The 23,435-nt window shown below is 42.4% G+C and carries 25 protein-coding genes; 14 read left to right on the top strand and 11 right to left on the bottom strand.

Annotated elements, in window-relative coordinates; genetic code table 11:
* Positions 1-110: 110 nt before the first annotated feature.
* Both GJB62_RS02965 and GJB62_RS02960 read left to right on the top strand, forming a co-directional pair.
* Complete coding sequence (locus GJB62_RS02965; RefSeq protein ID WP_114084734.1) at positions 111-584, top strand: TspO/MBR family protein; 474 nt, start codon at positions 111-113, stop codon at positions 582-584.
* Positions 585-674: 90 nt separating this feature from the next.
* The gene (locus tag GJB62_RS02960; RefSeq protein WP_114084735.1) at positions 675-1,148 is read left to right on the top strand and encodes a TspO/MBR family protein; all 474 of its coding nucleotides are present in this window, start codon (positions 675-677) and stop codon (positions 1,146-1,148) included.
* A gap of 227 nt (positions 1,149-1,375) precedes the next feature.
* On the opposite strand, the gene GJB62_RS02955 is transcribed toward GJB62_RS02960, so the two are convergent.
* Positions 1,376-2,083 carry a M15 family metallopeptidase gene (locus GJB62_RS02955; RefSeq protein ID WP_114084736.1) on the bottom strand — a complete coding sequence of 236 codons (708 nt, stop codon included), beginning with the start codon at positions 2,081-2,083 and terminating at the stop codon, positions 1,376-1,378.
* A 496-nt stretch (positions 2,084-2,579) separates the two neighbouring features.
* On the opposite strand from GJB62_RS02955, the gene GJB62_RS02950 reads away from it, so the two are divergent.
* The 4 genes from GJB62_RS02950 (at position 2,580) to GJB62_RS02935 (ending at position 6,726) form a co-directional block, all read left to right on the top strand.
* Positions 2,580-4,067: an aminotransferase class I/II-fold pyridoxal phosphate-dependent enzyme gene (locus tag GJB62_RS02950; RefSeq protein ID WP_114084737.1), complete on the top strand. Its 1,488-nt coding sequence runs from the start codon at positions 2,580-2,582 to the stop codon at positions 4,065-4,067.
* 187 nt (positions 4,068-4,254) lie between these two features.
* Positions 4,255-5,274, top strand: a complete 1,020-nt coding sequence (locus tag GJB62_RS02945) for an ABC transporter ATP-binding protein (protein WP_114084738.1) — start codon at positions 4,255-4,257, stop codon at positions 5,272-5,274.
* 126 nt (positions 5,275-5,400) lie between these two features.
* Positions 5,401-6,291 carry an ABC transporter permease gene (locus GJB62_RS02940; RefSeq protein WP_114084739.1) on the top strand — a complete coding sequence of 297 codons (891 nt, stop codon included), beginning with the start codon at positions 5,401-5,403 and terminating at the stop codon, positions 6,289-6,291.
* A gap of 36 nt (positions 6,292-6,327) precedes the next feature.
* Positions 6,328-6,726 carry a hypothetical protein gene (locus GJB62_RS02935; protein WP_114084740.1) on the top strand — a complete coding sequence of 133 codons (399 nt, stop codon included), beginning with the start codon at positions 6,328-6,330 and terminating at the stop codon, positions 6,724-6,726.
* A 78-nt stretch (positions 6,727-6,804) separates the two neighbouring features.
* On the opposite strand, the gene GJB62_RS02930 is transcribed toward GJB62_RS02935, so the two are convergent.
* Positions 6,805-7,242, bottom strand: a complete 438-nt coding sequence (locus GJB62_RS02930; RefSeq protein WP_114084741.1) for a peroxiredoxin — start codon at positions 7,240-7,242, stop codon at positions 6,805-6,807.
* A gap of 194 nt (positions 7,243-7,436) precedes the next feature.
* On the opposite strand from GJB62_RS02930, the gene GJB62_RS02925 reads away from it, so the two are divergent.
* From GJB62_RS02925 to GJB62_RS02910, 4 genes are all read left to right on the top strand, one after another.
* Complete coding sequence (locus tag GJB62_RS02925; RefSeq protein ID WP_114084742.1) at positions 7,437-7,841, top strand: Npun_F0494 family protein; 405 nt, start codon at positions 7,437-7,439, stop codon at positions 7,839-7,841.
* A gap of 233 nt (positions 7,842-8,074) precedes the next feature.
* On the top strand, positions 8,075-9,559 hold the full coding sequence (gene cobQ, locus GJB62_RS02920) for a cobyric acid synthase CobQ (RefSeq protein ID WP_114084743.1): 1,485 nt from the start codon (positions 8,075-8,077) through the stop codon (positions 9,557-9,559).
* Positions 9,560-9,781: 222 nt separating this feature from the next.
* A complete protein-coding gene (locus tag GJB62_RS02915; RefSeq protein ID WP_114084744.1) occupies positions 9,782-10,018 on the top strand; it encodes a 2Fe-2S iron-sulfur cluster-binding protein in 237 nt (78 codons plus the stop codon).
* A gap of 48 nt (positions 10,019-10,066) precedes the next feature.
* The gene (locus tag GJB62_RS02910; protein WP_114084745.1) at positions 10,067-10,285 is read left to right on the top strand and encodes a type II toxin-antitoxin system HicB family antitoxin; all 219 of its coding nucleotides are present in this window, start codon (positions 10,067-10,069) and stop codon (positions 10,283-10,285) included.
* A 46-nt stretch (positions 10,286-10,331) separates the two neighbouring features.
* Here the strand turns inward: GJB62_RS02910 and GJB62_RS02905 are convergent, their stop codons facing one another.
* The 4 genes from GJB62_RS02905 to GJB62_RS02890 form a co-directional block, all read right to left on the bottom strand.
* Positions 10,332-10,769, bottom strand: coding sequence for an SRPBCC family protein (locus tag GJB62_RS02905; RefSeq protein ID WP_114084746.1), 438 nt, complete (start codon positions 10,767-10,769; stop codon positions 10,332-10,334).
* A 109-nt stretch (positions 10,770-10,878) separates the two neighbouring features.
* Positions 10,879-12,318 (bottom strand): 9,9'-di-cis-zeta-carotene desaturase, encoded by a 1,440-nt coding sequence (gene zds, locus GJB62_RS02900; RefSeq protein WP_114084747.1) that lies wholly within the window; start codon positions 12,316-12,318, stop codon positions 10,879-10,881.
* Positions 12,319-12,592: 274 nt separating this feature from the next.
* Positions 12,593-12,769 (bottom strand): CopG family transcriptional regulator, encoded by a 177-nt coding sequence (locus GJB62_RS02895; RefSeq protein WP_174710394.1) that lies wholly within the window; start codon positions 12,767-12,769, stop codon positions 12,593-12,595.
* A gap of 1,677 nt (positions 12,770-14,446) precedes the next feature.
* A complete protein-coding gene (locus GJB62_RS02890) occupies positions 14,447-16,090 on the bottom strand; it encodes a hypothetical protein (protein WP_114084748.1) in 1,644 nt (547 codons plus the stop codon).
* Positions 16,091-16,415: 325 nt separating this feature from the next.
* Here GJB62_RS02890 and GJB62_RS02885 point away from each other — a divergent pair, with 325 nt between their 5' ends.
* The 3 genes from GJB62_RS02885 to GJB62_RS02875 all read left to right on the top strand — a co-directional run bounded on the left by GJB62_RS02885 (position 16,416) and on the right by GJB62_RS02875 (position 17,735).
* The gene (locus GJB62_RS02885; protein WP_012407303.1) at positions 16,416-16,772 is read left to right on the top strand and encodes an iron-sulfur cluster assembly accessory protein; all 357 of its coding nucleotides are present in this window, start codon (positions 16,416-16,418) and stop codon (positions 16,770-16,772) included.
* 153 nt (positions 16,773-16,925) lie between these two features.
* The gene (locus GJB62_RS02880; protein ID WP_114084750.1) at positions 16,926-17,348 is read left to right on the top strand and encodes a hypothetical protein; all 423 of its coding nucleotides are present in this window, start codon (positions 16,926-16,928) and stop codon (positions 17,346-17,348) included.
* 138 nt (positions 17,349-17,486) lie between these two features.
* Positions 17,487-17,735 carry a hypothetical protein gene (locus GJB62_RS02875; protein ID WP_012407305.1) on the top strand — a complete coding sequence of 83 codons (249 nt, stop codon included), beginning with the start codon at positions 17,487-17,489 and terminating at the stop codon, positions 17,733-17,735.
* 109 nt (positions 17,736-17,844) lie between these two features.
* Here GJB62_RS02875 and GJB62_RS02870 read toward each other — a convergent pair whose 3' ends face one another.
* Positions 17,845-18,765, bottom strand: coding sequence for a TIGR01777 family oxidoreductase (locus tag GJB62_RS02870; RefSeq protein ID WP_114084751.1), 921 nt, complete (start codon positions 18,763-18,765; stop codon positions 17,845-17,847).
* 300 nt (positions 18,766-19,065) lie between these two features.
* Between GJB62_RS02870 and GJB62_RS02865 the strand changes: the two genes are divergently transcribed.
* The gene (locus GJB62_RS02865; RefSeq protein ID WP_012407307.1) at positions 19,066-19,413 is read left to right on the top strand and encodes a hypothetical protein; all 348 of its coding nucleotides are present in this window, start codon (positions 19,066-19,068) and stop codon (positions 19,411-19,413) included.
* Between the two features lie 72 nt (positions 19,414-19,485).
* Here GJB62_RS02865 and GJB62_RS02860 read toward each other — a convergent pair whose 3' ends face one another.
* The 4 genes from GJB62_RS02860 to GJB62_RS02845 all read right to left on the bottom strand — a co-directional run bounded on the left by GJB62_RS02860 (position 19,486) and on the right by GJB62_RS02845 (position 23,425).
* Entirely contained in the window at positions 19,486-19,983 is a 498-nt protein-coding gene (locus GJB62_RS02860; protein ID WP_114084752.1) for an FHA domain-containing protein, read from the bottom strand.
* A 303-nt stretch (positions 19,984-20,286) separates the two neighbouring features.
* Entirely contained in the window at positions 20,287-22,746 is a 2,460-nt protein-coding gene (locus GJB62_RS02855; protein ID WP_114084753.1) for a heavy metal translocating P-type ATPase, read from the bottom strand.
* Between the two features lie 135 nt (positions 22,747-22,881).
* The gene (locus GJB62_RS02850; protein WP_242060603.1) at positions 22,882-23,076 is read right to left on the bottom strand and encodes a hypothetical protein; all 195 of its coding nucleotides are present in this window, start codon (positions 23,074-23,076) and stop codon (positions 22,882-22,884) included.
* 70 nt (positions 23,077-23,146) lie between these two features.
* The gene (locus tag GJB62_RS02845) at positions 23,147-23,425 is read right to left on the bottom strand and encodes a DUF2752 domain-containing protein (RefSeq protein ID WP_242060604.1); all 279 of its coding nucleotides are present in this window, start codon (positions 23,423-23,425) and stop codon (positions 23,147-23,149) included.
* Positions 23,426-23,435 lie beyond the last annotated feature (10 nt).

Genomic DNA, 23,435 nt, shown 5'->3' with positions numbered 1-23,435 from the left:
GTCAAGGTTTCAAACTCAGGGACGATGAATAATTAGCAATTAAATTGACAAAATTACACTATAAAGAGTGATATTAAGCGATAGATAGCGCTTTTAAAGGACTAACGGGCATGATTAAATCTTGGATGGTGATTGGGGGCGTGGCTTTCTTGGTTGCTTTAGCCGCTAACGTGATTACGCCTAGCGATCGCCAATGGTTCAAGCGCTTACAACGACCAAGATGGCTAACTTTTGAGGGCGCGATTCCAATTATCTGGACTGTAATATTTATTTGCGGTGCTTGGTCGGCTTATATTATCTGGGAAAAAGATCCAGGAAGCACCTCAACCTGGTTAATCATGGGTTTATATCTGCTGTTAGAAATAATTACTATCGCTTATACGCCTGTAATGTTTAGGCTTCGCAGTCTGAAAGTGGGTACAGTTCTTGGAGGCACAGGTTTTATCATTAGTGCTTTATTGATACTTGCGATCTTAGGTATTTCTGGTTGGGCAGCATTGCTACTAGTTCCTTATTTGCTGTGGAGTCCCATTGGTACTTATACCACTTGGCAGATGATCAGTCTCAATCCTCAAGATGCCTAAAATTCGCACCAACGAATGATTAAAGCTATGCCCTAAATTGTCAAACTTGCAGTATATAACTTGACAAAATACACAAAGCTTGAGGTCATTATGATTCCATCTTGGCTAATAATTGGGGCTGTAACTTTTTTCATCGCCCTTGGTAGTTTCTTGATTACGCCACGTGATGTTAAATGGTTTGCACTGTTAAGTCGCCCTCGCTGGCTAGTTTTTGAACCACTGATTCCACTCATCTGGACTGTGATTTTTATTTGCGGTGCAGCTTCAGCTTATATTGTCTGGGAAAAAAATCCCGGAAGCCCAATTACTTGGTTAATAATGGCTTTGTACCTTTTGGTGGAAATTATCACCGTTGCCTACATACCTATAATGCTGAGGTTTCGCAGTCTCAAAGCTGGGGAAATTCTTGGGCTAGTTGGTTTGATTTCAGGCGTTGTCCTCGCAATTTGCGTTTTGCCGATTTCTCTAATGGCGGCACTGTTACTCCTTCCCTATTTAATTTGGACTCCCATTGGTACTTACACCACCGACGAGTTAAAAGAGTTAAATCCTCAAGATGCTTGAAGAAGTATTCAGTAGTCTTAATTCAGTAGTCAGAAGAAGAAAGTGTGGGATGAACGCTTATTTATTGCTTATGGATTCCGCAAGAAAGATTTAGTATTTAGTTTCACCATTTATTCAGCGTTAGATGTGAGTAAGTCCGCCAGTCAGACTCCGATTCAATTCTGTAGCTTGCTTCCCTGAAAGGGTATTCTGAATTCTGACTCCTGAATTCTTTTGTGATAACACATCTATGCAATACGGCCATAACGTGCTGTGACAGGATTGGCTGGATTGGATTGATTATTCAGCCAAGCCCACATTTGATCGCCAACAGAAAAATGCCACCACTCTCTGGGATTGCGTTGAAACCCTGCTTTTAACATTACATCTTGCAATAGCTGGCGGTAAGCATGATACTTTTGTGCTTCTGGGTTGTCATTATTGGCATAATAATCGGGATGCGATCGCTGTGACATTTCATCAATCGGCGAACCCATATTTACTATTTGCCCAATATCATCTACTAAAGTCACATCCACCGCCGCACCTGTACTGTGAGGAGGCGGAGTTTTTTCATCCAAACTTGGTGCAGCCCAAATTGCATAAACCGCTTCCCAAACTTCTTGACGTTGGTTTGGGGATAACTCCACGTTAGTTAATCCCCTATCCTGCACTGCTTGAGTGAAGCTGTAATCTACCATAAACTGCTGAACTGAGATCGGGCGATAAGCATCAAAGATTTGAATCCGCCAGTTAGGATGCAACACTTCAAGATAATTTTGCGCTTGCCTCAAATTTTTAATAACGCTTTGACGAAGATAATAAGGAGAGTGTTCGCCATAGGGCGCACCTAATTTTTCATAAGGATGAGGAGATTCCACCGCAAACAATTCTAAAGGAATCTCAATTAGCGGTTCACCAGACTCGAAAATTGGGATTTGATGATAAGGTCTCATCTAGTCAGCCACACAAAACATTACGGATTTCAACGCAAGCATAACATTCTTAGGACTTACGCAGAAGAGATCCCCCAACCCCCTTAAAAAGCAGGGCTGTTTCATTCCCTAAAAGGCGCTGATTTACAAGCGTTTCAAGTAAAAAAACCAAGTGACTAAAAAATCTGATTGGGCAAGAAAATGGTATTCGCACTTAAATTTGCTGGTTGAAGTGGTAGTTTTTCTTTTTCCCACTCAAGCAAATTTCTGACTCATACTCTTGACAAAATCCCTAAGAGATCGAATGAAACAGCCCTGCCTTAAAAAGGGGGCTAAAACTCATATTTGATTTTTGAAAAACCTCGTACAACTCAAAAAGCCTTCTTTCCTATTGCCTATTGCCTCTTGCCTTCCCACGCAAGTAAGTTTAAAAATCAAAGCGGATTTCTATATAAGATTAAACTCTACTTGAATATTGTGCTGTTTCCTTTGTGTCCTTGCGGTTTGTGTCTCCAAAATGCTCAATCAAAACCAAACACCATTATTAGATGCGTTAAAAGCCAATGCAGCAAGACCTCATGCACCTTTTTACACCCCAGGACATAAACTAGGTAAGGGAATTTCTCAACCCTTGGCTGATTTACTTGGTAAGGCTGTATTTCGCGCTGATTTAACCGAATTAGCAGATTTAGATAATCTCTTTGCACCCCAAGGCGTTATTCAAGCAGCGCAACAACTAGCAGCACAAGCTTTTGGCGCTTCGCAAACATGGTTTCTTGTCAACGGTTCTACCTGTGGGATTGAAGCAGCAATTCTCGCTACCTGTGGTACAGGCGATAAAATCATTTTGCCTCGCAACGTGCATTCTTCTGCGATCGCTGGTTTAATTCTCTCTGGTGCAATACCAATTTTTCTCAATCCTGAATACGACCCAGTTTTAGATATTGCCCACAGCATCACGCCCAATGCTGTAGAATCTGCACTCCAACAACATCCCGATGCTAAAGCAGTTTTGACAGTTTATCCAACATATTACGGCGTTTGTGGAAATTTGAGTGCGATCGCCAATATTACACATCAATACAATATTCCTTTACTCGTAGATGAGGCACACGGCGCACACTTTGCCTTTCATCCCAAATTACCCACTCCAGCTTTAGCCGCAGGTGCAGATTTAACTGTACAATCCATCCATAAAGTACTTGGTGCAATGACACAGGCATCAATGCTGCATATCCAAGGTAATAGGATAGATTGCGATCGCATCAATAAAGCTTTACAACTTGTACAATCTACCAGTCCTAGTTATTTACTTTTAGCTTCTTTAGATGCAGCACGTCAGCAAATGGCACTCCACGGCAAAATACTGATGTCTCGCACACTGCAACTTGCTAATGAAGCTAGAACAAAAATCAGTCAAATTCCTGGATTATCTGTCTTACAGATTCTTAGCCCCCCTTATCAAGGGGGGTTGGGGGGATCTCCCGACTTTGTGGCTTTAGACGAAACACGCTTAACTGTCACTGTTTCTGGTTTAGGCTTAACCGGATTTGAAGCAGATGAAATTCTAGATGAAAAATTTGCTGTCACTGCTGAATTCGCTTCACTGCAACATATCACCTTTATCATTAGTTTGGGCAACACTCCAGCCGATATCAAGCAATTAGTGCAAGGTTTTACCACTCTTGCTAAAGAATATCGTCGAACCAACTTGACTGTTACAAATCCTAATGGGCAAAATCTTTTAACTACACAGGAATATACTTTACATTTTTCTCCCCGTGAAGCCTTTTTTGCTGTTAGTGAAGCATTGCCTTTAGCACAAACAAGCGATCGCATCTGTGCCGAAATTATCTGTCCCTATCCCCCAGGAATTCCTGTGTTAATGCCGGGAGAAATCATCACCAAACCCGTCCTTGATTACCTGCAACAAATCCAAGCAATGGGGGGATTTATCAGTGGTTGCAATGACTCTAGCCTCAAAACTTTGAAAGTTGTGAAATAACGTCCTAATGTTAATTCGCCACAAACGCAATCAAGCAACTTTTCTGAAATAATCAGAAGTTTTTGACAGCATAGCGCATGACGCGAACTTGTTTAGAGATTTTCGCTCATCTGTTATTTCCTTGCTCCCTACCTTCTACAATAAGGATAGACTTTATTGAGATTTGTATAGTTGGGGAAAAGCTGTCATGGCTCCCGCCGTTTTAATTCAGAATCTGCAAAAACGTTACGGTACAGTGGTTGCCGTCCAGGATGTTTCATTTCAGGTAGAGCCGGGAGAAATCTTTGGTTTACTTGGCCCCAACGGTGCTGGGAAAACTACTACCTTGCGTGCCTTGTGTACGCTGACCACACCGGATGCTGGCAAAATCGAAGTATCTGGCATCTCTGTGTTAGATAATCCGAGGGTGGCAAGGCAACGACTAGGCTATGTTGCTCAGGAAGTAGCTATAGATAAGGTGCTAACTGGAAAAGAACTGCTGCAATTGCAAGCAGCACTTTATCACCTTCCACGCGCAGTAGCCAAACAGCGCATTGAGACAGTATTAGATTTACTCGGTTTGCAAGAATACGCCAATAAAAAGACAGGAACCTATTCTGGCGGTTTACGCAAGCGTCTAGACTTGGCTGCTGGGTTGCTCCATGCACCAGATGTTCTGGTATTGGATGAGCCAACTGTAGGACTTGATATAGAAACCCGCTTTGTAGTATGGGATTTCCTGCGAAAATTACGCGCCTCTGGGACGACGGTAGTAATTACCAGCCATTACCTAGAAGAAATTGACGCTTTAGCCGATCGCGTGGCAATTATAGATCGGGGCGTGGTAATTGCCTCTGGGACACCTTCACAATTAAAAGATCAAGTCGGGGGCGATCGCATCACCTTGCGAATCCGAGAGTTTTCCCCCAGCGAGGAAGCAGAAAAAGCGAAAAACCTCTTGCAACCTTTGCCCTTTGTGCAAGAAGTCATTATCAACAGCGCTCAAGGTAATTCCCTAAACTTAGTGGTGACACCTCAAAACGATGTTCTCATTAACATACAGCAAGCGCTGAATACTGCTGGCTTGCCCATATTTGGTATTGCCCAATCTCGCCCCAGCCTCGATGACGTTTATCTCGCCGCTACAGGACGCACCCTAATGGATGCAGAACTGGCAGCCGTTGCCACTCGCGATCCCAAAGCTGAGAAAAAGCAGCTTATGAGATAGGGCATAGGGAGTGAAGAAGGGAATAGGTGACAGGTTACAGGGTACAGATTATTGCCTGTCACCTGTCACCTCTCCCCTAATCCCAATCCCCAATCTAAAATTCAAAATCCAAAATCCAAAATTTCTATGAGCGTTACTCCTAAATCTGATATCAATTGGCAGTCACTAGCATCGCCACCAGCAGATGTTAATGCTGCACCTAGCTTTTTCGGTGAATTAGTACAAGAGACGTTGGCTTTAACTCGTCGCTTGTTTATTCAGTTGCAACGCCGTCCCTCATCTTTGGTTGCCGGAATTATTCAGCCAGTCATGTGGCTGATACTTTTTGGTGCTTTGTTCCAAAATGCTCCCAAGGGTATATTTGGCAATACAACAACAAATTACGGACAATTTTTAGCTGCCGGCATAATTGTGTTTACAGCCTTTGCTGGGGCGCTGAATGCTGGTTTACCCGTAATGTTTGACCGCGAGTTCGGCTTTTTGAATCGTTTGCTGGTAGCACCGTTAGCATCACGGTTTTCCATTGTCTTTGCTTCGGCAATCTTTATCATCAGCCAAAGTTTGCTGCAAGCAGCCGTGATTGTAGCGGCGGCGGCATTTTTGGGCGCTGGACTACCCGATGCAGTCGGTTTAAGTGCGATCGCTCTCATTGTCCTCTTATTAGCTTTAGGCGTAACAGCCATCTCCCTCGGTTTAGCTTTCGCCCTACCCGGACACATTGAACTGATTGCAGTGATTTTTGTCACTAATCTACCATTATTGTTCGCTAGTACTGCTTTAGCTCCTCTATCGTTTATGCCTCAGTGGTTACAGGTTATCGCTACCCTGAATCCTCTTAGCTATGCGATCGAACCCATTCGCTATCTGTATCTCCACAGTAGTTGGGGACTAAGTAGTGTCGTTATGCAGGCTCCTTGGGGTGATGTTACCTTTGGGGGAGCATTGCTGGTATTGTTTGGCTTTGCCGTTGTTGCCTTACTGAGCATTCAACCCCAACTACGGCGGACTCTTGCTTAAAGAGATAAAATAGAGCAATTTTAGAGTCAAAATCCCATGAAAAAACCATTTTTACAAATTCCTAGGCTCATTGTCGCTACCGTGGCAGGCATTAGCTTTGCTTCCTTGCTCATGGCTCAACCCAGTTCGGCTCAAGTCAGCAGCCCAGCCGATGCTTTTCCCAGTAATAGTACAACAGACCAAAATACCGATCCATTTTCCCGGACAAACGCAGATAATTTCAATATGTTTGACCTGATTCATCGGGCAAATTTTGGGACTCTCAACTGGAATTCTGACCAACAGAACGAACAACTAGACTCAGCCGCAGCAGCCTTTAAAGCAAGGCAACAAAAACTAATTCGAGGTGAACAACAGCAAGCAAGTCCCAGTTTGCCATCGTTTACACTACCATCAGCTACGCCGCCATCGGTTACACCACAATCAGGTAACTGAATTCAAGCAAAGAACCCCAAGCCTCTAGAGGCTCGGGGCTGAGACTATTTAAAAAATCCTTAGTTATCAGGTAAAAAACTACAGCCCAAGCACAGCCAAAACATCGCTAGCATGGGTGGTGGTATTTACGCTAGTGTCAACATGGGTAATTTTGCCGTTGGGGTCAATTACGTAGGTGACGCGCTTGGCATAACCACCACCATCCACATCGAAAGCTTTGATGAGGGATTTGTCGCTGTCAGCCAAGAGAGGAAAATTCAAATTATATTTTTGGGTGAATGCCTGATGGGAGACTTCATCATCTGCACTGACTCCCAAGATTACAATATCTTTACCTTGATATTGAGCCTGGGCATCTCGAAAACTACAGGCTTGTTTGGTGCAGCCTGGCGTGTCATCTTTGGGGTAAAAATACAAAACAACTGTCTTTCCCCTCAAATTAGATAACGAGATTGTGTTGCCGTTTGTATCTTTGGCGGTAAATGCAGGTGCATCCGTACCAACTGCTAGAGGCATAATTAACCTTTCCTGTTTCAGATTGTTGATGCACTTGAAATTTTACATTAATTTATAATCATTAAATATAATTACTAAAAAATAGCATAACTATACTTCAGGTAACTAATTTTGGTTAAATGAGGTATATAGTACAAGAAAAAATATATTCTTGAATTAATCTTTTTAAGAAGAAAAATTTCTCCCCCTACAAAATGGCTGCTGCTGATTCCCAAAACCCAAATATTTTTGTCTATCCTCAAAGCACAGTAGAAAGAGCCGAGCGATCGCTAGTGTGTTCGCCCTTCAATTTATCTTTATTTGAAGTCATGGGACATCAGAGTGTTTCAGTAACTGCGATCGCTTTGGAAAATGGACTCAAACAGGGCTATACTAAGCGCCCTTTATCAGAATTAGCCTGTGATAACGCCTTGGGCTGGCTAATCCAAGTGGGTGTATTGCGGCGAGAAGTCGATGGACAGGGAATTACGGATAGTTTTCGCCTCACTCCCTTGGGTCGCCAGTTGGTGGAACAATACCACGGAAAAAACTGGCGGACACCTTCATGGCGCGATCGTTTATTCGATGCTGTGATTCGTTGGTTACGGATACCCTTTTAGAATAAAAAACCAAAGGGTTAGCATTAGGCAATCAAAGGGAATAATATATACGGAAACATCACATTTATTCATGAAGTCTTTACCGTAATCATCTAATTGAAATTTGTGATGCTAATGGTGGGTGTGGGGTATGGTGTATTATTTCTTCCCCTACTCCCTCATCTCTCCTTGCTCGCTTATTGTTCGTTTCTAAAAATTCACTCTGTATCTTGAAAAACTAACTAATAGCAACTATGAAATCAATTATGGTGGTGGGGACAACATCCCATGCAGGGAAATCACTTTTAACTACAGCTATTTGTCGCATTCTGTCGCGGCGTGGCTGGCGGGTGGCTCCCTTTAAAGGTCAAAATATGGCTTTAAATGCTTATGTTACTGCCAGTGGTGGAGAAATTGGCTATGCCCAAGCAGTGCAAGCTTGGGCTGCGGGAGTTGTGCCTTGGGTAGAAATGAACCCAATTTTACTCAAACCTCAAGGGGATATGACTTCCCAAGTAATTATCAAAGGTAGGTCTGTAGGGAAAGTAAGTGCCTCAGATTACTACGAGCAATATTTTGAACTGGGGTGGCGGACAATTGAAGAATCGCTACAGCATTTAGGAACAGAATTTGACTTACTAGTTTGTGAAGGTGCCGGTAGTCCAGCAGAGATTAACCTCAAACACCGCGATTTAACTAATATGCGGGTGGCAAAATATTTGAATGCACCAACGATGTTAGTAGTTGATATTGATCGGGGTGGTGCTTTTGCCCATGTGATAGGAACCTTAGAGTTATTGGAACCAGATGAACGCGCTCTAATTAAGGGTGTAGTAATTAACAAATTTCGAGGACAGCGATCGCTCTTAGATTCGGGAATAAAATGGTTAGAAGAACGCACGGGTATTCCTGTTGTTGGTGTTATACCCTACTTGCAAGATGTGTTTTCGACCGAAGACTCCCTAGATTTGCTAGAGCGTCAATCGTCGTCAAGTAAAGCCCAAACAGACCTCAACATTGCCGTCATCCGCTTACCCAGAATTGCCAATTTCACCGACTTTGACCCACTAGAATCAGAAAGCACAGTTTCAGTAAAATACTTAAGTCCTAAGCAAGATTTAGGACATCCTGATGCCGTAATTATCCCAGGTACAAAGACTACAATTGCTGATTTACTGCTGCTGCAAAAAAGCGGTATGGCAGAAGCTATTCAACACTATGCTGCTTCTGGTGGAACCGTTTTAGGTATCTGCGGTGGCTATCAAATGCTCGGTCAAATTATCGCCGATCCCGAAGGGATAGAAGGACAAGCTGGCAGATTTCAAGGGTTAAATCTTTTACCAATTAGAACCGTAATTACCGGACAAAAAATCGCCCGCCAGCGCCAAGTTAGCTCAAATTATCCACAGCAGGGCTTACCAGTCAATGGCTTTGAAATTCACCAAGGGCGATCGCGCATCGAGCAGCAAGGAATAGATCCTCAATCCTACCATGCCCTATTTGACGATATTAATTTAGGATTAGTGGATAGTTGTCAATCAGTGTGGGGAAGTTACCTCCACGGGCTTTTTGATAACGGCCCTTGGCGACGCGCTTGGTTAAATCGCCTCCGTCAACAGCGCGGTTTAAAATCTTTGCCTACCGGTGTTGCTAACTACCGAGAACAGCGAGAGCAGATTTTAGACTCTTTAGCCACTGAAGTAGAAAGCCATTTAGACTTAACTCCATTTTTGTCTTAGAACTGATACCATTTTTAATTTTAGATTTTGGATTGAGAATAGCTTTCTAAATCTAGGTGTAGTGAATTCATCTCTCACATCATGTTTCAAATTTGATATAAGTTGCATAAAAGAAATTGCACTTTTTTTCGTTAAGATGGTTATTTGTCATTTGTAAAGACAAAAGGCAAATGACAAATAACAACCCTTACGAATCAATTTCAAATCAAAAGTGTAAGATTCATGATTGTTCGTGTCCACTTTTTACCAGATGATGTGACAGTAGATGCCGAAGTGGGAGAAGCCATTTTGGATGTAGCAGACCGGGCTGGAGTACTTATTCCCACTGGTTGTCTTATGGGGTCTTGTCATGCTTGCACCGTCGAATTAGAGGATGGAGAGATCATCCGCGCTTGTATTACAGGAGTACCGCCACGCGAGGAATTGACAATTAATTTGTTTAGCGATCCTACTTGGTAGTTTTTAACCCTCTAAGTTCAAATAAGGAAGTAGAGGAAAAGAAACAAAATGAGTAAGCTTAAGTACCAAATGATTATTCAATGGTCTGATGAAGATGATTGCTTCTTAGTCGGATTTCCTGATTTTCCAGGACAACGTTGGCGGACTCATGGGGGTACTTATGAGTTAGCTGTGGCAAATGGAATTGAAGCTTTAGAGTCTCTAATTATTGCTTACGAAGCTGTAGGTGATCCACTTCCAGAACCAACAGTAAGTAGAGTACCTTAACGCAATTGAGTAAGTGGTAACTAGTGCTGAACAATATCAATTAGCTTTATTTAACATTCAGCGCATATTCTTTAAACCTTTCCAAATCAGCTTGAATCGTCGATTCAACTATCCGTCCCAAAAACAAGTTATCCATAATTTTGCCAATAATGCCGGGGATAGCATAGGAAATACTCATTTTGACAATGCTACTATTGTGGCGATCGTAAAAGCGAATCGCTCCTTGATTAGGCAAACCATCAATAGATTCCCACTGGATAATTTGGTTGGGAATAACTTTCAGAATTCGGGATTGCCAATTAAATTCTAGACTGCCGGTCTTTAATTTCCAAAGAGATATATCTGGATTATCTGGCGGAATTTTTACCGAATCAATCCACTTCATCCACCGGGGCATTTGCTCCAAATCAGACCAGAGGCTCCATACTAAATCTATGGGAGCCTCTACTTCTACCTGTACAGTATGCTCTAACCAATCTGACATTTTTCTTCTTCCTTTGCGTTCTTCTCTACGAGACGCTACGCGTAGCTTGCTTCGACCTAGGAGTATGCGTCCTTGGCGGTAGCCTGCGGCAAGCTGCTGCGTGTCTACGTTATCTCTTCAAACTCTCCAAAATCACTTTTGCCGCCCGCCGTCCAGAAATAGTAGCACCTTCCATGCTGTCAATATAATCTTGCTGAGTATAACTCCCTGCAAGGAAGAAATTATCTACTGGTGTTTTTTGGTTGGGACGATACGCATCCATCCCTGGCGCTTCTCGGTAGAGAGACTGAGCAAGTTTTACTACACTATACCAAGTCATATTTAGCTCCCGCGACGAGGGAAACAGTTCATGGACTTGCTTGAGGACATGCTGTGCGATCGCTTCATTACTCTGTGCAATAAACGGATCTCCCGGTGTCAGCACTAGTTGTAACAAAGATCCCTGTCCTGGGCGATAATAATCAGCAGGGCTAGTCAACGCTAAATCAGCAAAACACGAAAAATCAGCATCGGCTGTGTAGAGTAAATTATCGATTCCAGCCGCATGATTTAGCTGTTTACGTTGCTCTCCATCGTTGAGTTCTGTTACCCAACCATCGAAGCGTAACTGCACTGTAGCCACTGGTACTGCATCCAGTTTGTAAATATTGTCAAATTCTGACCACTTACGCCATTGCTGGGGTAGGATACGTTGAATTCCTGGAACATCACAGGCAAAAACGTAAGCATCAGCAGTAATAGTTTCGACTGCATCACCTTGGGCAACTGCTATACCAGTGACACGGGTTTGTTCGTTTGACTCTATAAACTGAATTTCTCGCACTTGCCGACGCGTATAAACTTTAGTGCCTCTGGCTTCTAAATATTCCAGAATGGGCTTGTGCAAATATTCAGCTGGAGAACCTTCCAACATTCGCAAAACTGAAGCTTCAGTTCTGACTGCAAATAACTGGAATATGGTTAACATACATCGGGCAGACATATTTTCGCAATCAATAAATCCCAATGCGTAAGCAATGGGGTTCCATAACCGCTTAATGCTGCCATTACTGCCACCATGACTGCGAAACCAATCGGCAAAGCTAATTTTATCCAAGTTGCGGATGGTTTTCATCGCCCCGTTAAAGTCTACCAATCCGCGAACTATGGGACTAGTACCCAAAGCGATCGCATTTTGCAATTTATCCTGCAACGATAGTTGGGAAGTCGTGAAAAATGCCTTTAAGCCATTGAAAGGCGCACCTGTAAAGAAGCGAAAATCCAAACCACCAGTGCGCCCCCCTTTATTAATAAAAGTGTGGGTATGTTCCTTGAGGCGTAAGTTCTCTAACACCCCCACTTTCTTCATCAAGTCAAATAGTTGGTAGTAGCACCCGAAAAATACATGCAACCCCATTTCTAGATGGTTGCCATCTCCATCAACCCAACTGCCGACTTTACCACCCACAAACGGACGAGACTCAAAAATCTCTATTTCACAACCAGCATCAGCTAGATCCACTGCGGTTGCTAGTCCAGCAAGTCCCGCACCTACGATTGCAACACGCATTCCGTCGTTCCTTTTCAGTTTCTTTACAGATTGTAACTGGGTTGGTGTCGGAATTTGCTACTTAATATCAACTCTACCAGCATATTAAGGCAAGCAATGTCGATACTAAAACCTCTTTAATTACTTCTTTTAGTCCCCGTAATTGACCAGACGCGAGCAAAACGCGCCTGTATCAGCTAGACAAATTATTGTCCATTGCGGCGCACCCAAAAAAGTATCAGAGCTATTTTGTTGGTGGCAAAGCAGTTATCTAGTAAGTAGTGAAAGTATAGTCTTACTTGTTTACATCTTTGCCATCGTCGGAGACAGGCAAACTTCTAATCAGTTCGCGAATCACATCGGTTGCGGGTCTACCTGTTTGTTGGCAATATTTTTCTAGTTTTTCCGCTTCCTGCGTTGCGAGATTAACTGTTATGCGTTTAACGGCCCATTTTTTATTTGTCATTATCATGCTATCTGCTGTATATCTAGATTGTCGAAAGAGTCTAAATTAAAGAGGGAACCGATAAGATTATCAGAATTTGTCTCAGGAAACAAGTAATACCATTAATATTAAAAATTGTCGTTTTGTCAAAGGATTCATAATTTTCTAAAGAAATCAAAAAACTACACTTTATTTGTTACTATTTTGACAGCAAAAACAGCACATAGTTCCTTCTGAGGAGGATAATCCTACTAACAGCATCAGTAAAGCCTGGCAATGAACTTCTATAAATGAATTTGAGATACCAAATGTTGACTCAATCAAGATTTACAAAATTATTCTCTATCGAAATAATTTGACCATATATCTTAACCAAGTTTGCCAAACCCACTTGGTGAGAACATCTGGTATAACAGATGAAAATAAAGCTTTAGAATCATTGTCAGGCTGAAATTGTGTCTTACAGGCGGCTTCAGGTGAGATATACAGTTCGGAAATAATCACTTAAAAGTAGGCAAATAAGCGATAGCTCTAGAGCAAACATCCATCTGTATCCATTGCTGTAATCAATAAGCTAAGAGCGACTTAAATAGTTAAGGCTTTTGGCTCACTGCAATTAAACTGATTACTTCACCGTGCTAATGTTGTAGTCATAAACAAAGGTATAAGATTCAGCTCACTGGGTATAAAAAACCAAATATTTTGGTAAATTTTAACAGAATTACCTGTAATTTCACTCAGAAAAATTAACCAAGAATTGACGTGATGTTACTTGACTGTCGCCGATAATAATATTTTACTTTTGTTTCATGTTTTTACACTAAGTCCCCCGAAATATATGATGAAATCCTAGATATTTTTTCTCTTCCCCCTAGCGATATAATTTGTTTTAAAGTCAGTATTGTTTCAATTCCTTGCATTCACGTATTTCGAGGTTACGAAAATTATTTTTAGCCAATTAATACGCTAAAAAATGTGCTTATTAATATCTAAGCTAAGAGAAAAAATACAGCTAAAAAAGTCTTGCATTAAAACCCCTATTGATTAGTAAATCTAAGCATAAAAGCAATTTTTTACTTCAATATTTTTGTTGAGTGTATTCATTATAGCCATGATTTATGGGCTTTAAATAAACTTTATTTAGGCACTAAAACAACTCATATTTACACTTTATAAAAAAATTACAAAGAAAAAGAGATAAATATGAGCTTTTGCTTAATGATATTGATACAGAACAACTTTTTAAGCTCAAAAAGTTGTAAAAAAAAGATTCTGAGATTGAAGTGCGTCGGCTAAATTTGATTAAACTCAACTTGGTAAATAATTAAATAGTAGTTTGTACTTATTTATACTGATAAATATCCAAATAAAATTACTGAAAAACCATGAGAATATAGATACTTCATGAAATTTAAGTAAAGTTAGCTGTCATCCTGGGATATTTACTAGTAAACCTTCGCAGAAATACAACTAACACCTCAATTAACAAGACTTGGAGAAAAATTAATCCTCTTTTCAAAGTTAGATAAATTTCCGCCTTGCCGTAACAGGTGCATCAAACCTAAGTATTCTGTAGTTTACTTAGTAGTCAGTAATGCCCCTAAATTCTCAGCGCTGAATCTGGTTAATACGCGAATCAAATATATCTCAACTTAATTTCTTATAGCCGTAATCCTGAATGTCAGATTACAGCTATGAATGCAACTATTCCAATTTGAATTGGGGCATGAGTTGGAGAGTGCCAATACCTAAATCTTTTGGTGAAACCGATCGCGTTTCAAACAAAGCCATCATGTCTCGTAACTGAGGATTGCCACGGGAAGCTCCTGTTAGTCCTTTAGCAATGATTAAGCCACAGTAGCCTTTAGTATTTTTACACCTCTGATTCCATTTTTTTCGAGCTTCTACATGAATAGGATCTTCATCTAAAAATTCACCAAATAGGAACAATTCACCATTTTGAGTTTGCAATAAACCCAGATCGTAGCGATCGCCATCGAAAGGATCGGCACCTGGATTAAAGCAAATTGCTCTCAGCCCGCCTGCTGCTTCAATTCTTTCAATTACAGTTTTAGCCTTGGGGCGGGAAGTTTGAATTAAAATCACCGGCAAACCGTCACCCACTTGTTTAATTTCACCAGCCTTATGGTAGATTACCCCCTTACGGAGGTGATCCAACATTTCCCAGGACACTACGCCTAAGCTGAGAAAGGAGTCTTCCGGTATCAAGTCATCTTGCAATGATTGGAAATTTGAGGAGTTAAGGTTATCAATTTCCTGATCATCGTCACCAAAACCTGCCATTTCCTCTAATTCTGCTGCTAACTGCGGCATGGTAGAGACTGTCACAGCCACAGATTTAGTTGATTCTTCCGACTGCGGCAGAGAGATGCGATAACGACGGCTGAGGGTAGGAAAGATGTCCTCATGAAGTTGGCGGCGATGATCGCGAATAAAGCGGATTAGGCTTTCGATCGCAACGAAGATTACCAGCGCTTCTTCGTCATACAAAACAGACCGCAGTCCTTCTAAGGGGTGGATATTACCGAAAGTGGGATCAATTTCTGATAATGGCAGATCCGCCAAATCACTTTCTTCGTCATCGTCTTCATCTTCGTCTTCATCAGCACTCTCAAAGGTAAGAAACAGGCAATCTTGCTTGAGAAACGCTTCTTCTAGATGCTCTGTTGAGTCTTCATCTTGTAAAACTGCGGTGCGAAACTGTTTTAAAGAGTCTTCTGAGCGATAAAACAAAATTCCATACTCCATTCCCAGCATTCCCATGACTGAGGCGTAGAGTGTGCCAACATCCCACTTATTAATCTCGATTGACAAAATTTGCTGTTCTTCCAAAAATTCCCAAGGTGCTGCTTGCCAAATTGCAAATGCTTTTTCTCGCAAGATTTGTGCATACTGTGGGGGTAAGTCAGGGGTTTGACTATCGAGGATGTCAGCGAACCCGCGAAATAGTTCGTCAATTAAAGGCAGTTCTGGTGCGTAGTCAATGGCGATATCCAAATCTTGCAGCACTCCCCGCAGGTAAAATTGGATCTCGCGGTCTTTGACTACAATTCTTTGGGGTCTAGCAGGTCTTGCCGGACTGTGGGGATGCTCCATTGCTCGCATTAAGGTACGAACGATTGCTTCTGGGCCAACATCTGAGGCTACCACGTCCATTCCTCGGACAACACCTTGGGAGTAATCTACCCAAAGAATGCATTCTCCCTTTTCCTCAGAGTCTGAGTGCTGGTTTGGTGATGACAACGGACGGCGATCGCCCTCCCATACAGAAGGAATTTGAGTTAATTTCTTCAACCGACGACTGGTAGAGCGATTAAAACTTGTCATAGAGTAAGTTAATCAAAAGAAGCAATTTGAAAGTAAACTTTGGGGGATAGCTAGCCTCGGATTAGGTTTTTATGGCTGCACCTGAAAGATAGTTGCTTCTCAGACAAGCCATGCTTGAACTCCAAAAATACCGAATCTCTAAACACACTGAGTCTCTCAATTCTAGAATAAAAACCTTTGGCTGCTTTTAACGGAGTGTTTACAATTTGGCATCTAACGACATCTAAGCCGCTAGAATGAATACAAAAACACCAAGGGAAACCCAGAGGCATTAACAAGCCGATATCGGGTAAAGCTTAGACTAATTAAGGAGTGAAAAAAGCAGATGACACAAGCAATTCAGTCTCAACAACGCGGAATTCTGTTGAGCGAAGCCGCATTGCACCAGGTAAAATCCCTCCGGGACAAGCAAGGCACAGACTTCTGCTTACGGGTAGGAGTCCGTCAGGGTGGCTGTTCTGGGATGTCTTACATGATGGACTTTGAAGACACTAGCAAGATCACCCCGCAGGATGAAGTTTTTGACTATGATGGCTTCAAAATTGTCAGCGATCGCAAGAGTCTCTTATATCTCTACGGTTTAATGCTCGATTACAGCGATGCCATGATTGGCGGTGGCTTTCAATTTACTAACCCTAATGCCAACCAAACTTGCGGTTGTGGCAAGTCATTTGGGGTTTAGCCAAGAGGAGCCGATCGCGTGCGAGGTTTTCCAAAATTGATTGAACTCGCCCTCAATAGTCAAGAGTCAAGGTTTTCTAACTCTTGACTATTGGCCTATGACTATTGAATCATGGCTAATGACTATTAACTAATGATTATTGACAAACTTACTATGACTCAAACAGTTGAATCCCTGTTTGATACAGGCTTAGAACGCTATAAAGCAGGAGAGGCAGTAGATTCTTTAATCCCTGTATTTAAAGAAGTGTGCGATCGCGCTCCTAAAACAAGTGCTGCTTGGATCTGTTTGGCGTGGTTGTATCTACTCGATAACAAGCCCAACTTGGCTTACAAAGCTGCACAGAAGGCTGTCAAGTTAAATCCACAAGACCCACAGGCTAGGGTCAATCTCGCCTTAGCAATGCTGGAAACAGGTCAAAAAGGTTTACGAGAACATATTGACATTGCACAGCAGCTAATTTTTGTCAATGAAGAATGGCGCGATGAAATAAAAAGCAGTATCGAAGACGGTTTAACTAGAAAACCAGATTGGCAAAGTTTAACAAAAGTCAAAAATTGGCTGTTGGAGGAGTGAGAAGTTAAGAGTAGAGATGCGATTAATCGCGTCTCTACAGGAGTGAGGAGTTAAATTCAAGTCGAGAACTCTAACTTCTAACTTATCCGTAACTTAGTTAGCAGTCATAAAATTTTGGGCAATTAGACAACAGGGTAGATGAAAGATAAATTGTTAAATTGGCTAAACACAGTTTTAGTCGCAGATGTTTTTTTGGTTTTGTTTGGCTTTGTTTGGTTAGCGATCGCAGCGATCGGTGATTCTGTGGGAGTAAATTTGGGTTTAGATTTGTGGCATCAACTTTGGCAACCCGTATTTAACCCAGCGATCGGCATCCTCATGGGCGGTGCAATTCTCAGTGGTATTATCAGTTGGGTTTCCAAAAAATTTCTCTCTAGTCAAGAATAAAGTGATTGGGGATTGAAAAGAGGCAGAGGGGCAGGGTGCTGCTCTTGCTGAGGGGAAAACTATTCTCCCTTGCTCCCTACTCCCTTGCCTCTTCCCCATTCCCCTTGACCTACGCAAGAATTTGTCTTAGTGCTGACTCTAAATTAGGATATTTGTACTCAAATCCTGTTTCCACGGTGCGCTTAGGAAGGACTTGCTGACCTTCTAAAACTACTATAGCCCCGTCTCCTAAAAGAGCTTCGATCGCAAAAGCCGGAACGGGCAACCAAGAAGGGCGATTCATCACTTGTCCCAAAGTTTGGCTTAAATCTGCCATTCGGACTGGGTTAGGGGCAGTAGCATTGTATATGCCTTCTATTTCCGGTTTAGTTAAAGCTTGCATAATCAAGTTAACTAAATCGTCTATGTGAATCCATGAAAACCACTGCTGACCACTGCCAATGGGGCCACCAGCGAAGAGTTTAAAAGGCGGAATCATTTTACCTAAAGCCCCACCATTGCCTAGAACAATCCCAAAACGCAGAATTACCAGTCGTACACCAGCATCTTTTACCTTTGTCGCCTCTGCTTCCCAGGCTTGGCAGACCTGGGCGAGAAAATCGTTACCAGATTGGCTTGTTTCATCAAAGTTTGCCGTTTCACTGGTGCCGTAGTAGCCAATAGCCGAAGCATTAATTAACACAGTTGGCTTGGGGTTAGCATTGACTATTGCTTCAACTATTTTTTGTGTGCCTAACTTTCGGCTATTGAGAATTTCTTGTTTACGTTCTGGTGTCCAGCGCCCTTCACCAATGGGTTCTCCTGCCAGATTAACTACACCATCACAACTAGCTATGACACTTTGCCAAGAACCAGATGTATTTGGTGTATGGGCAACAATTTCTACATTGGGGAAAGCCTCAGATGGAAAAACCTTTTGAGCAAAAGCGGTGTTCCGAGTTAATACTACAATTTTATGACCTTTTCCGTGGAGCCGTTGTACCAAAAGACTACCGACAAATCCTGTTGCTCCAGTAATTGCTACTTTCATTCATTTTCTACCTCAGCCAAACTCTTATTGTAAAGTTTTTGATCAGACTTTCAGCCTACAGCACTTTCTTTGTGGATAGAACAGATGCAACTGTATCAGACGCAAATAATAGCCAAAACCCTGATTCTAAAGTAGCGGCTATTCATTAATTGCTCGTACAGCGCGTAGTTTTGCGTAAGTCAGATGTATATCTGGTGATGCCTAATCTCAAAACTCAAAAACTTTGCTTTTTGAATGACTTTCCGTTTAGATGCTTCGGTATTATAGGATGGACGGAGTGTTGCAAGGCGTGGGGCTATTATGGCTCGCTATACCTGTTCGTTTATTGTTTCTGTTGCTAGTGACCATCTGTTGCCGTTACTTGTAGAACTTCTACAGGACTGTCAGTTGGATATTCAATACCACACGGGCGATTACATTATCGCTCGTCAGACTCCTGGTAATGTTCCTTTTCCTAAATTGATCACAGTAGAAGTACTGGTTGATAAATCAAAATCTACTGAAACAGAAACCCGGATGAGTATTGTGATTAAAAATGAAGAACTACCTCTCCAACTAGATAATTACTGCCGACAAATGTTTGAATTCATCAAGCAGGCTATTGAAAGTAGCCGCCATTGGCATTTGATTGAAAGTATTGCAGGATAGCTTTGGTAATTAAATTGACAATCCCACGGCTTTAAGCCGTGAGAGTGTCAAATTGTAGTTGGTAGTTATAATTCAATCTCCCAGATCCTCTAAATCCTCGGCCATACCGGGGTTTATTAGTGTAATGTCGTACTCGCTTGAATCCGTTTGTCCCAAACGCTGAGTGTTTTTTAAAAGGTAATAAATGGCACGGACTTGAGGGCCAAAAACGATCTCGTCTTCATTTCTGAGATCGTGGTTTGGTATCTTACGTCCATTAATCATCAAACCGTTGGAACTAGCCTTACCTTTGGCATCGCCATCTACAATCCGGTAATAGTAGCTATGACTATTATGTTCTCGTGGCAATCTGACTAATGTGGCATGGCGGCGGGAGACAAACTGAGACATCAAACGGATATTACACTCGCGGTCTCTACCGATAGAGTAGACGGGTTGCTCCAGAGAAAATTCTTTGCGACCTTGATCGTCTTCAATAATCAGTAGATGGTTTTCATTAGTTTCTGCTGCCATTGACAAATCGGTGGAAATGTGATTTAACAAGATTTGTTTCGTATCGTATTTTGCCATTTTCGGGCACCGTCAGTCTGTGGTGCTAATCTAAATAAGCTTTAAAATTGCATAATACCTTGAAAGAGTAGAACTTGGTCGTTCTACTCCAGTAGCTATGATAGCTTTTGTAGGTGTCTGAACAGGCTTTGTGATCTGCGTAAAACCTGAACACCGACTCAGTGTAACAAATAATTACGAATTCGTAATGACGTTCTCTACAAGAAGCAAGCTACGCACAGCGTCTCGTAGAGAACGTCATTAGTAATTACGAATTAAAAATTGTTAAGTTGAGATGGGAAATTTTAGGTTCAACAAAGTATTCTACGAGTGACGAGCTAATCGCCTTAATAATATTGAGTTTGTGACGACGCTAACAGAGCTAAAAGCCATTAATGCAGCAGCACCAGATGGGTTAAGGACAAAACCCAGACTAGGGAACAAAACACCTGCTGCTAAAGGAATACCAACTGTATTATATGCAAAAGCCCAGAATAAATTTTGGCGGATTTTGTTGAAGGTGGCGCGACTAAGCTGAATAGATTCGACTACATCGTTTAAGCGATCGCGCATTAGGACAATTTCAGCCGTTTCCATCGCCACATCTGTCCCGGAGTGCAAAGCAATTCCTACATCTGCTTGGGATAAAGCTGGAGCATCATTGATTCCATCTCCGACCATTGCCACTACCGAGTGGGTAGTAGGGGGTGAGGAGTTAGGAGTTCCTTTTGTCGTCCCTGCTTGTTGTAAAGACTTGATTGCAGCTGCTTTTTTCGCTGGGGGAACACCTGCTATGACATCAGCACTATCTAATCCTAATTGTTTGGCTATGGCACTAGCCGCTTCTGGGCGATCGCCACTGAGCAACATTACCCGTAATCCCATCTGACGCAACTTGTCTACAGTGGATTGGGCATCTGGTCTGAGGGTATCAGAAACAGCAATTAGTCCGGCTAGAGTTCCCCCAACGGCTACGCAAACGACTGTTTTACCATCTGTTGCCAAATCCTGTGCTACCTGTTGTGCAGTTTCACTAATGGCAATACCATGCCAGCTTAACCAGTCCCAGTTACCCAAAAGTACAACTGTTTCCTCCACCACAGCAGACACTCCTAATCCTGGTTCCGTGTGAAAGTCCACAGCTTCTGGAATAGATAACTGTTGTTTCTGTGCTTCTTGCTGAATCGCTTTTGCTAGGGGGTGATGAGTACCACTTTCTACGGCTGTTGCTAGTTGGATTAAGGATTGGGTATTGAGAATTGGGCTGTTATTCTCTGCCTCTTCCCCAGTTCCCAATTGCTCGATTAACAGACAATCTGTAACGATAGGATGACCTGTGGTCAGAGTGCCAGTTTTATCAAATACTACGGTGTCTAACTGGTGTACTTTTTCTAAAACATCGCCGCCTTTGATTAACAAACCTCGTTCTGCGCCCATAGCAGTCCCAACAAGAATAGCTGTTGGGGTAGCAAGCCCTAAAGCACAGGGACAGGCGACTACCATAACAGCGATCGCTAGTTTTAAACTAATTAATAAAGGGGAGTGGGGAGCTTGATGTGTAGCGTGGCTCATCATCTCCATCTCACCAGACATGGTGATATCAGTCCAAATATGAGTGCCGAAAAAGTACCAAAAGACAAATGTTAATAAAGATGCTGTTAGCACCCCGTAGGTAAAGTAACCAGCTACTGTATCGGCTAATTTTTGTACTGGGGCTTTCCGAGTTTGGGCAGCTTCTACTAAAGCAACAATTTGAGCTAGAGTTGTATCACTTCCAATCCGGGTTGTCTGAATAGCGATCGCTCCTGACTGGTTTAGTGTCCCCCCTGTCACCGAATCTCCAGGTTGCTTAATTACTGGCACTGCTTCCCCAGTCAACATGGATTCATCGACTGTTGTTTGACCAAGCACCACTTCACCATCGACAGGAATTTTATCACCTGGCAGCACTTGTAACCATTCACCAACCCGCACCTGTTCGGCAGGAATCTCTACACTAGAAGATCCCACTCCTCCTTTTTCTGGGTTGGCAATCAATCGCGCTACCTGTGGCTGGAGTGCTAGTAATTTCCTAAATGCAGCAGCAGCGCGACCTCTAGCTTGTTGCTCTAATGTTCTTCCCAAAAGAATAAAGCCCAGCATCATGACTGGTTCGTCAAAGAAGCACTCCCAACCCATTTGGGGAAAGAGCAGCGCTACTAAACTCGCAATGTAGGCTGTCAGCGTTCCCAATCCGATCAGAGTGTTCATGTTAGGCGCATTTCGCCGCCAGCCTAGCCAGCCATCTACTAAAATCGGGCGACCGGGAATTAATAACGCCACTGTAGCCAATCCACAGTGAAACCAAATGTTATTTAACAGTGGCAGCACTGAGCTACCAAGATTACCAAAATGTCCACTTCCCGACAATAACAGCAACATTGCAGCGATCGCCAACTGCCTAACAGAAGACCGCATTTCTCGGCGTTGTCGTTCTGCTGGATCTGGTAAGGTAGATATTTCGCCTGCTACTGTGCCCCTAGCTTTTCGGGGTTGAGTTGGAAATCCAACGGCTGTTAATCTCTCTGCTAGTGCATCTGCATCTACCGCACCAGTTTCTGACTCTACAACTGCTACCTCTGTGGCCAGGTTCACACAGGCACTCTTGACTCCTGGATGTTGGGTTAGCTGTCGTTCTACCGCGTTCACACACCCAGCACACTTCATACCTCCAACATCGAGAATAATTTTCTCTAAAATTGGGTCAAGTTCTGGGGCTAGCTTAGTTTTTGGGACAAGTTGCATGGCAAGTGTTTAGATTCGCTACAGAAATTCAACGCCTGACTAAAAGCGTCTCTAATTTGAGCGTAGGCTAAATATGGAACTACGACTGTATGTCAACCCTATTAAATTTCTTAATTTATCGTACTTCGCTAAGGGTCACTGACGACTCCAGCGTAGATAAGTCACATAAATGATAGCTGTAACCTGCATTGGCATCAGGACAATCAGGCTTTTCCAAAAATTGTGAATTTCCAAATTAGACATGGCGCTGAAATAGCCAAAGCCCAACAACAAGAAGAGTATCCAGATCAGCTGTTTACGTTTGATGGTTAGCATAGCAGTAGGATTCATAATTTTTTAACAAAAAGCTCTAGTTATACCTAGAAATCTGCACAGAATACACAATAGCTTTCATGAATAGTTACTCAAGAAAGAAGTTTACCCAAGGGAGAGTTGATAAATTTTCTGCCAGTGCTGCAACCAAATTGCCTTGGGAAATAGCCATAAAGGAGCGAGTCATCCCACAAGTGGGACATGGAATTCCAGTTAAATGCTGGATAGGACAAACTAAGAATCCTACTCTATAACCTTGGTGATAAAAATAAGTAGCAAGTAGGGGTGTACAGGAGAATCCTAGTAAACCCCACCGAACTAATTTCCCTTCGTATGACAAAGGATAAGGAGATAATTCAAACGGCAAAAACAATTTT

The organism is Nostoc sp. ATCC 53789 (assembly GCF_009873495.1).
GTDB lineage: Bacteria > Cyanobacteriota > Cyanobacteriia > Cyanobacteriales > Nostocaceae > Nostoc > Nostoc muscorum_A.
The sequence above is the reverse complement of the archived record's forward strand: the minus strand, read 5'-3'. Positions and strand labels throughout refer to the sequence as shown.

Coding starts and splice junctions, on each gene's coding strand:
- GJB62_RS02960 (WP_114084735.1), top strand. CDS start 675: ATGATTCCATCTTGGCTAATAATTGGGGCTGTAACTTTTTTCATCGCC.
- GJB62_RS02905 (WP_114084746.1), bottom strand. CDS start 10,769: ATGTCAGATTGGTTAGAGCATACTGTACAGGTAGAAGTAGAGGCTCCC.
- GJB62_RS02930 (WP_114084741.1), bottom strand. CDS start 7,242: ATGCCTCTAGCAGTTGGTACGGATGCACCTGCATTTACCGCCAAAGAT.
- GJB62_RS02965 (WP_114084734.1), top strand. CDS start 111: ATGATTAAATCTTGGATGGTGATTGGGGGCGTGGCTTTCTTGGTTGCT.
- cobQ (WP_114084743.1), top strand. CDS start 8,075: ATGAAATCAATTATGGTGGTGGGGACAACATCCCATGCAGGGAAATCA.
- GJB62_RS02885 (WP_012407303.1), top strand. CDS start 16,416: ATGACACAAGCAATTCAGTCTCAACAACGCGGAATTCTGTTGAGCGAA.
- GJB62_RS02935 (WP_114084740.1), top strand. CDS start 6,328: ATGAAAAAACCATTTTTACAAATTCCTAGGCTCATTGTCGCTACCGTG.
- GJB62_RS02910 (WP_114084745.1), top strand. CDS start 10,067: ATGAGTAAGCTTAAGTACCAAATGATTATTCAATGGTCTGATGAAGAT.
- GJB62_RS02855 (WP_114084753.1), bottom strand. CDS start 22,746: ATGCAACTTGTCCCAAAAACTAAGCTAGCCCCAGAACTTGACCCAATT.
- GJB62_RS02880 (WP_114084750.1), top strand. CDS start 16,926: ATGACTCAAACAGTTGAATCCCTGTTTGATACAGGCTTAGAACGCTAT.
- GJB62_RS02850 (WP_242060603.1), bottom strand. CDS start 23,076: ATGAATCCTACTGCTATGCTAACCATCAAACGTAAACAGCTGATCTGG.
- GJB62_RS02950 (WP_114084737.1), top strand. CDS start 2,580: ATGCTCAATCAAAACCAAACACCATTATTAGATGCGTTAAAAGCCAAT.
- GJB62_RS02915 (WP_114084744.1), top strand. CDS start 9,782: ATGATTGTTCGTGTCCACTTTTTACCAGATGATGTGACAGTAGATGCC.
- GJB62_RS02890 (WP_114084748.1), bottom strand. CDS start 16,090: ATGACAAGTTTTAATCGCTCTACCAGTCGTCGGTTGAAGAAATTAACT.
- GJB62_RS02875 (WP_012407305.1), top strand. CDS start 17,487: ATGAAAGATAAATTGTTAAATTGGCTAAACACAGTTTTAGTCGCAGAT.
- GJB62_RS02945 (WP_114084738.1), top strand. CDS start 4,255: ATGGCTCCCGCCGTTTTAATTCAGAATCTGCAAAAACGTTACGGTACA.
- GJB62_RS02925 (WP_114084742.1), top strand. CDS start 7,437: ATGGCTGCTGCTGATTCCCAAAACCCAAATATTTTTGTCTATCCTCAA.
- zds (WP_114084747.1), bottom strand. CDS start 12,318: ATGCGTGTTGCAATCGTAGGTGCGGGACTTGCTGGACTAGCAACCGCA.
- GJB62_RS02895 (WP_174710394.1), bottom strand. CDS start 12,769: ATGATAATGACAAATAAAAAATGGGCCGTTAAACGCATAACAGTTAAT.
- GJB62_RS02865 (WP_012407307.1), top strand. CDS start 19,066: ATGGCTCGCTATACCTGTTCGTTTATTGTTTCTGTTGCTAGTGACCAT.
- GJB62_RS02940 (WP_114084739.1), top strand. CDS start 5,401: ATGAGCGTTACTCCTAAATCTGATATCAATTGGCAGTCACTAGCATCG.
- GJB62_RS02955 (WP_114084736.1), bottom strand. CDS start 2,083: ATGAGACCTTATCATCAAATCCCAATTTTCGAGTCTGGTGAACCGCTA.
- GJB62_RS02870 (WP_114084751.1), bottom strand. CDS start 18,765: ATGAAAGTAGCAATTACTGGAGCAACAGGATTTGTCGGTAGTCTTTTG.
- GJB62_RS02860 (WP_114084752.1), bottom strand. CDS start 19,983: ATGGCAAAATACGATACGAAACAAATCTTGTTAAATCACATTTCCACC.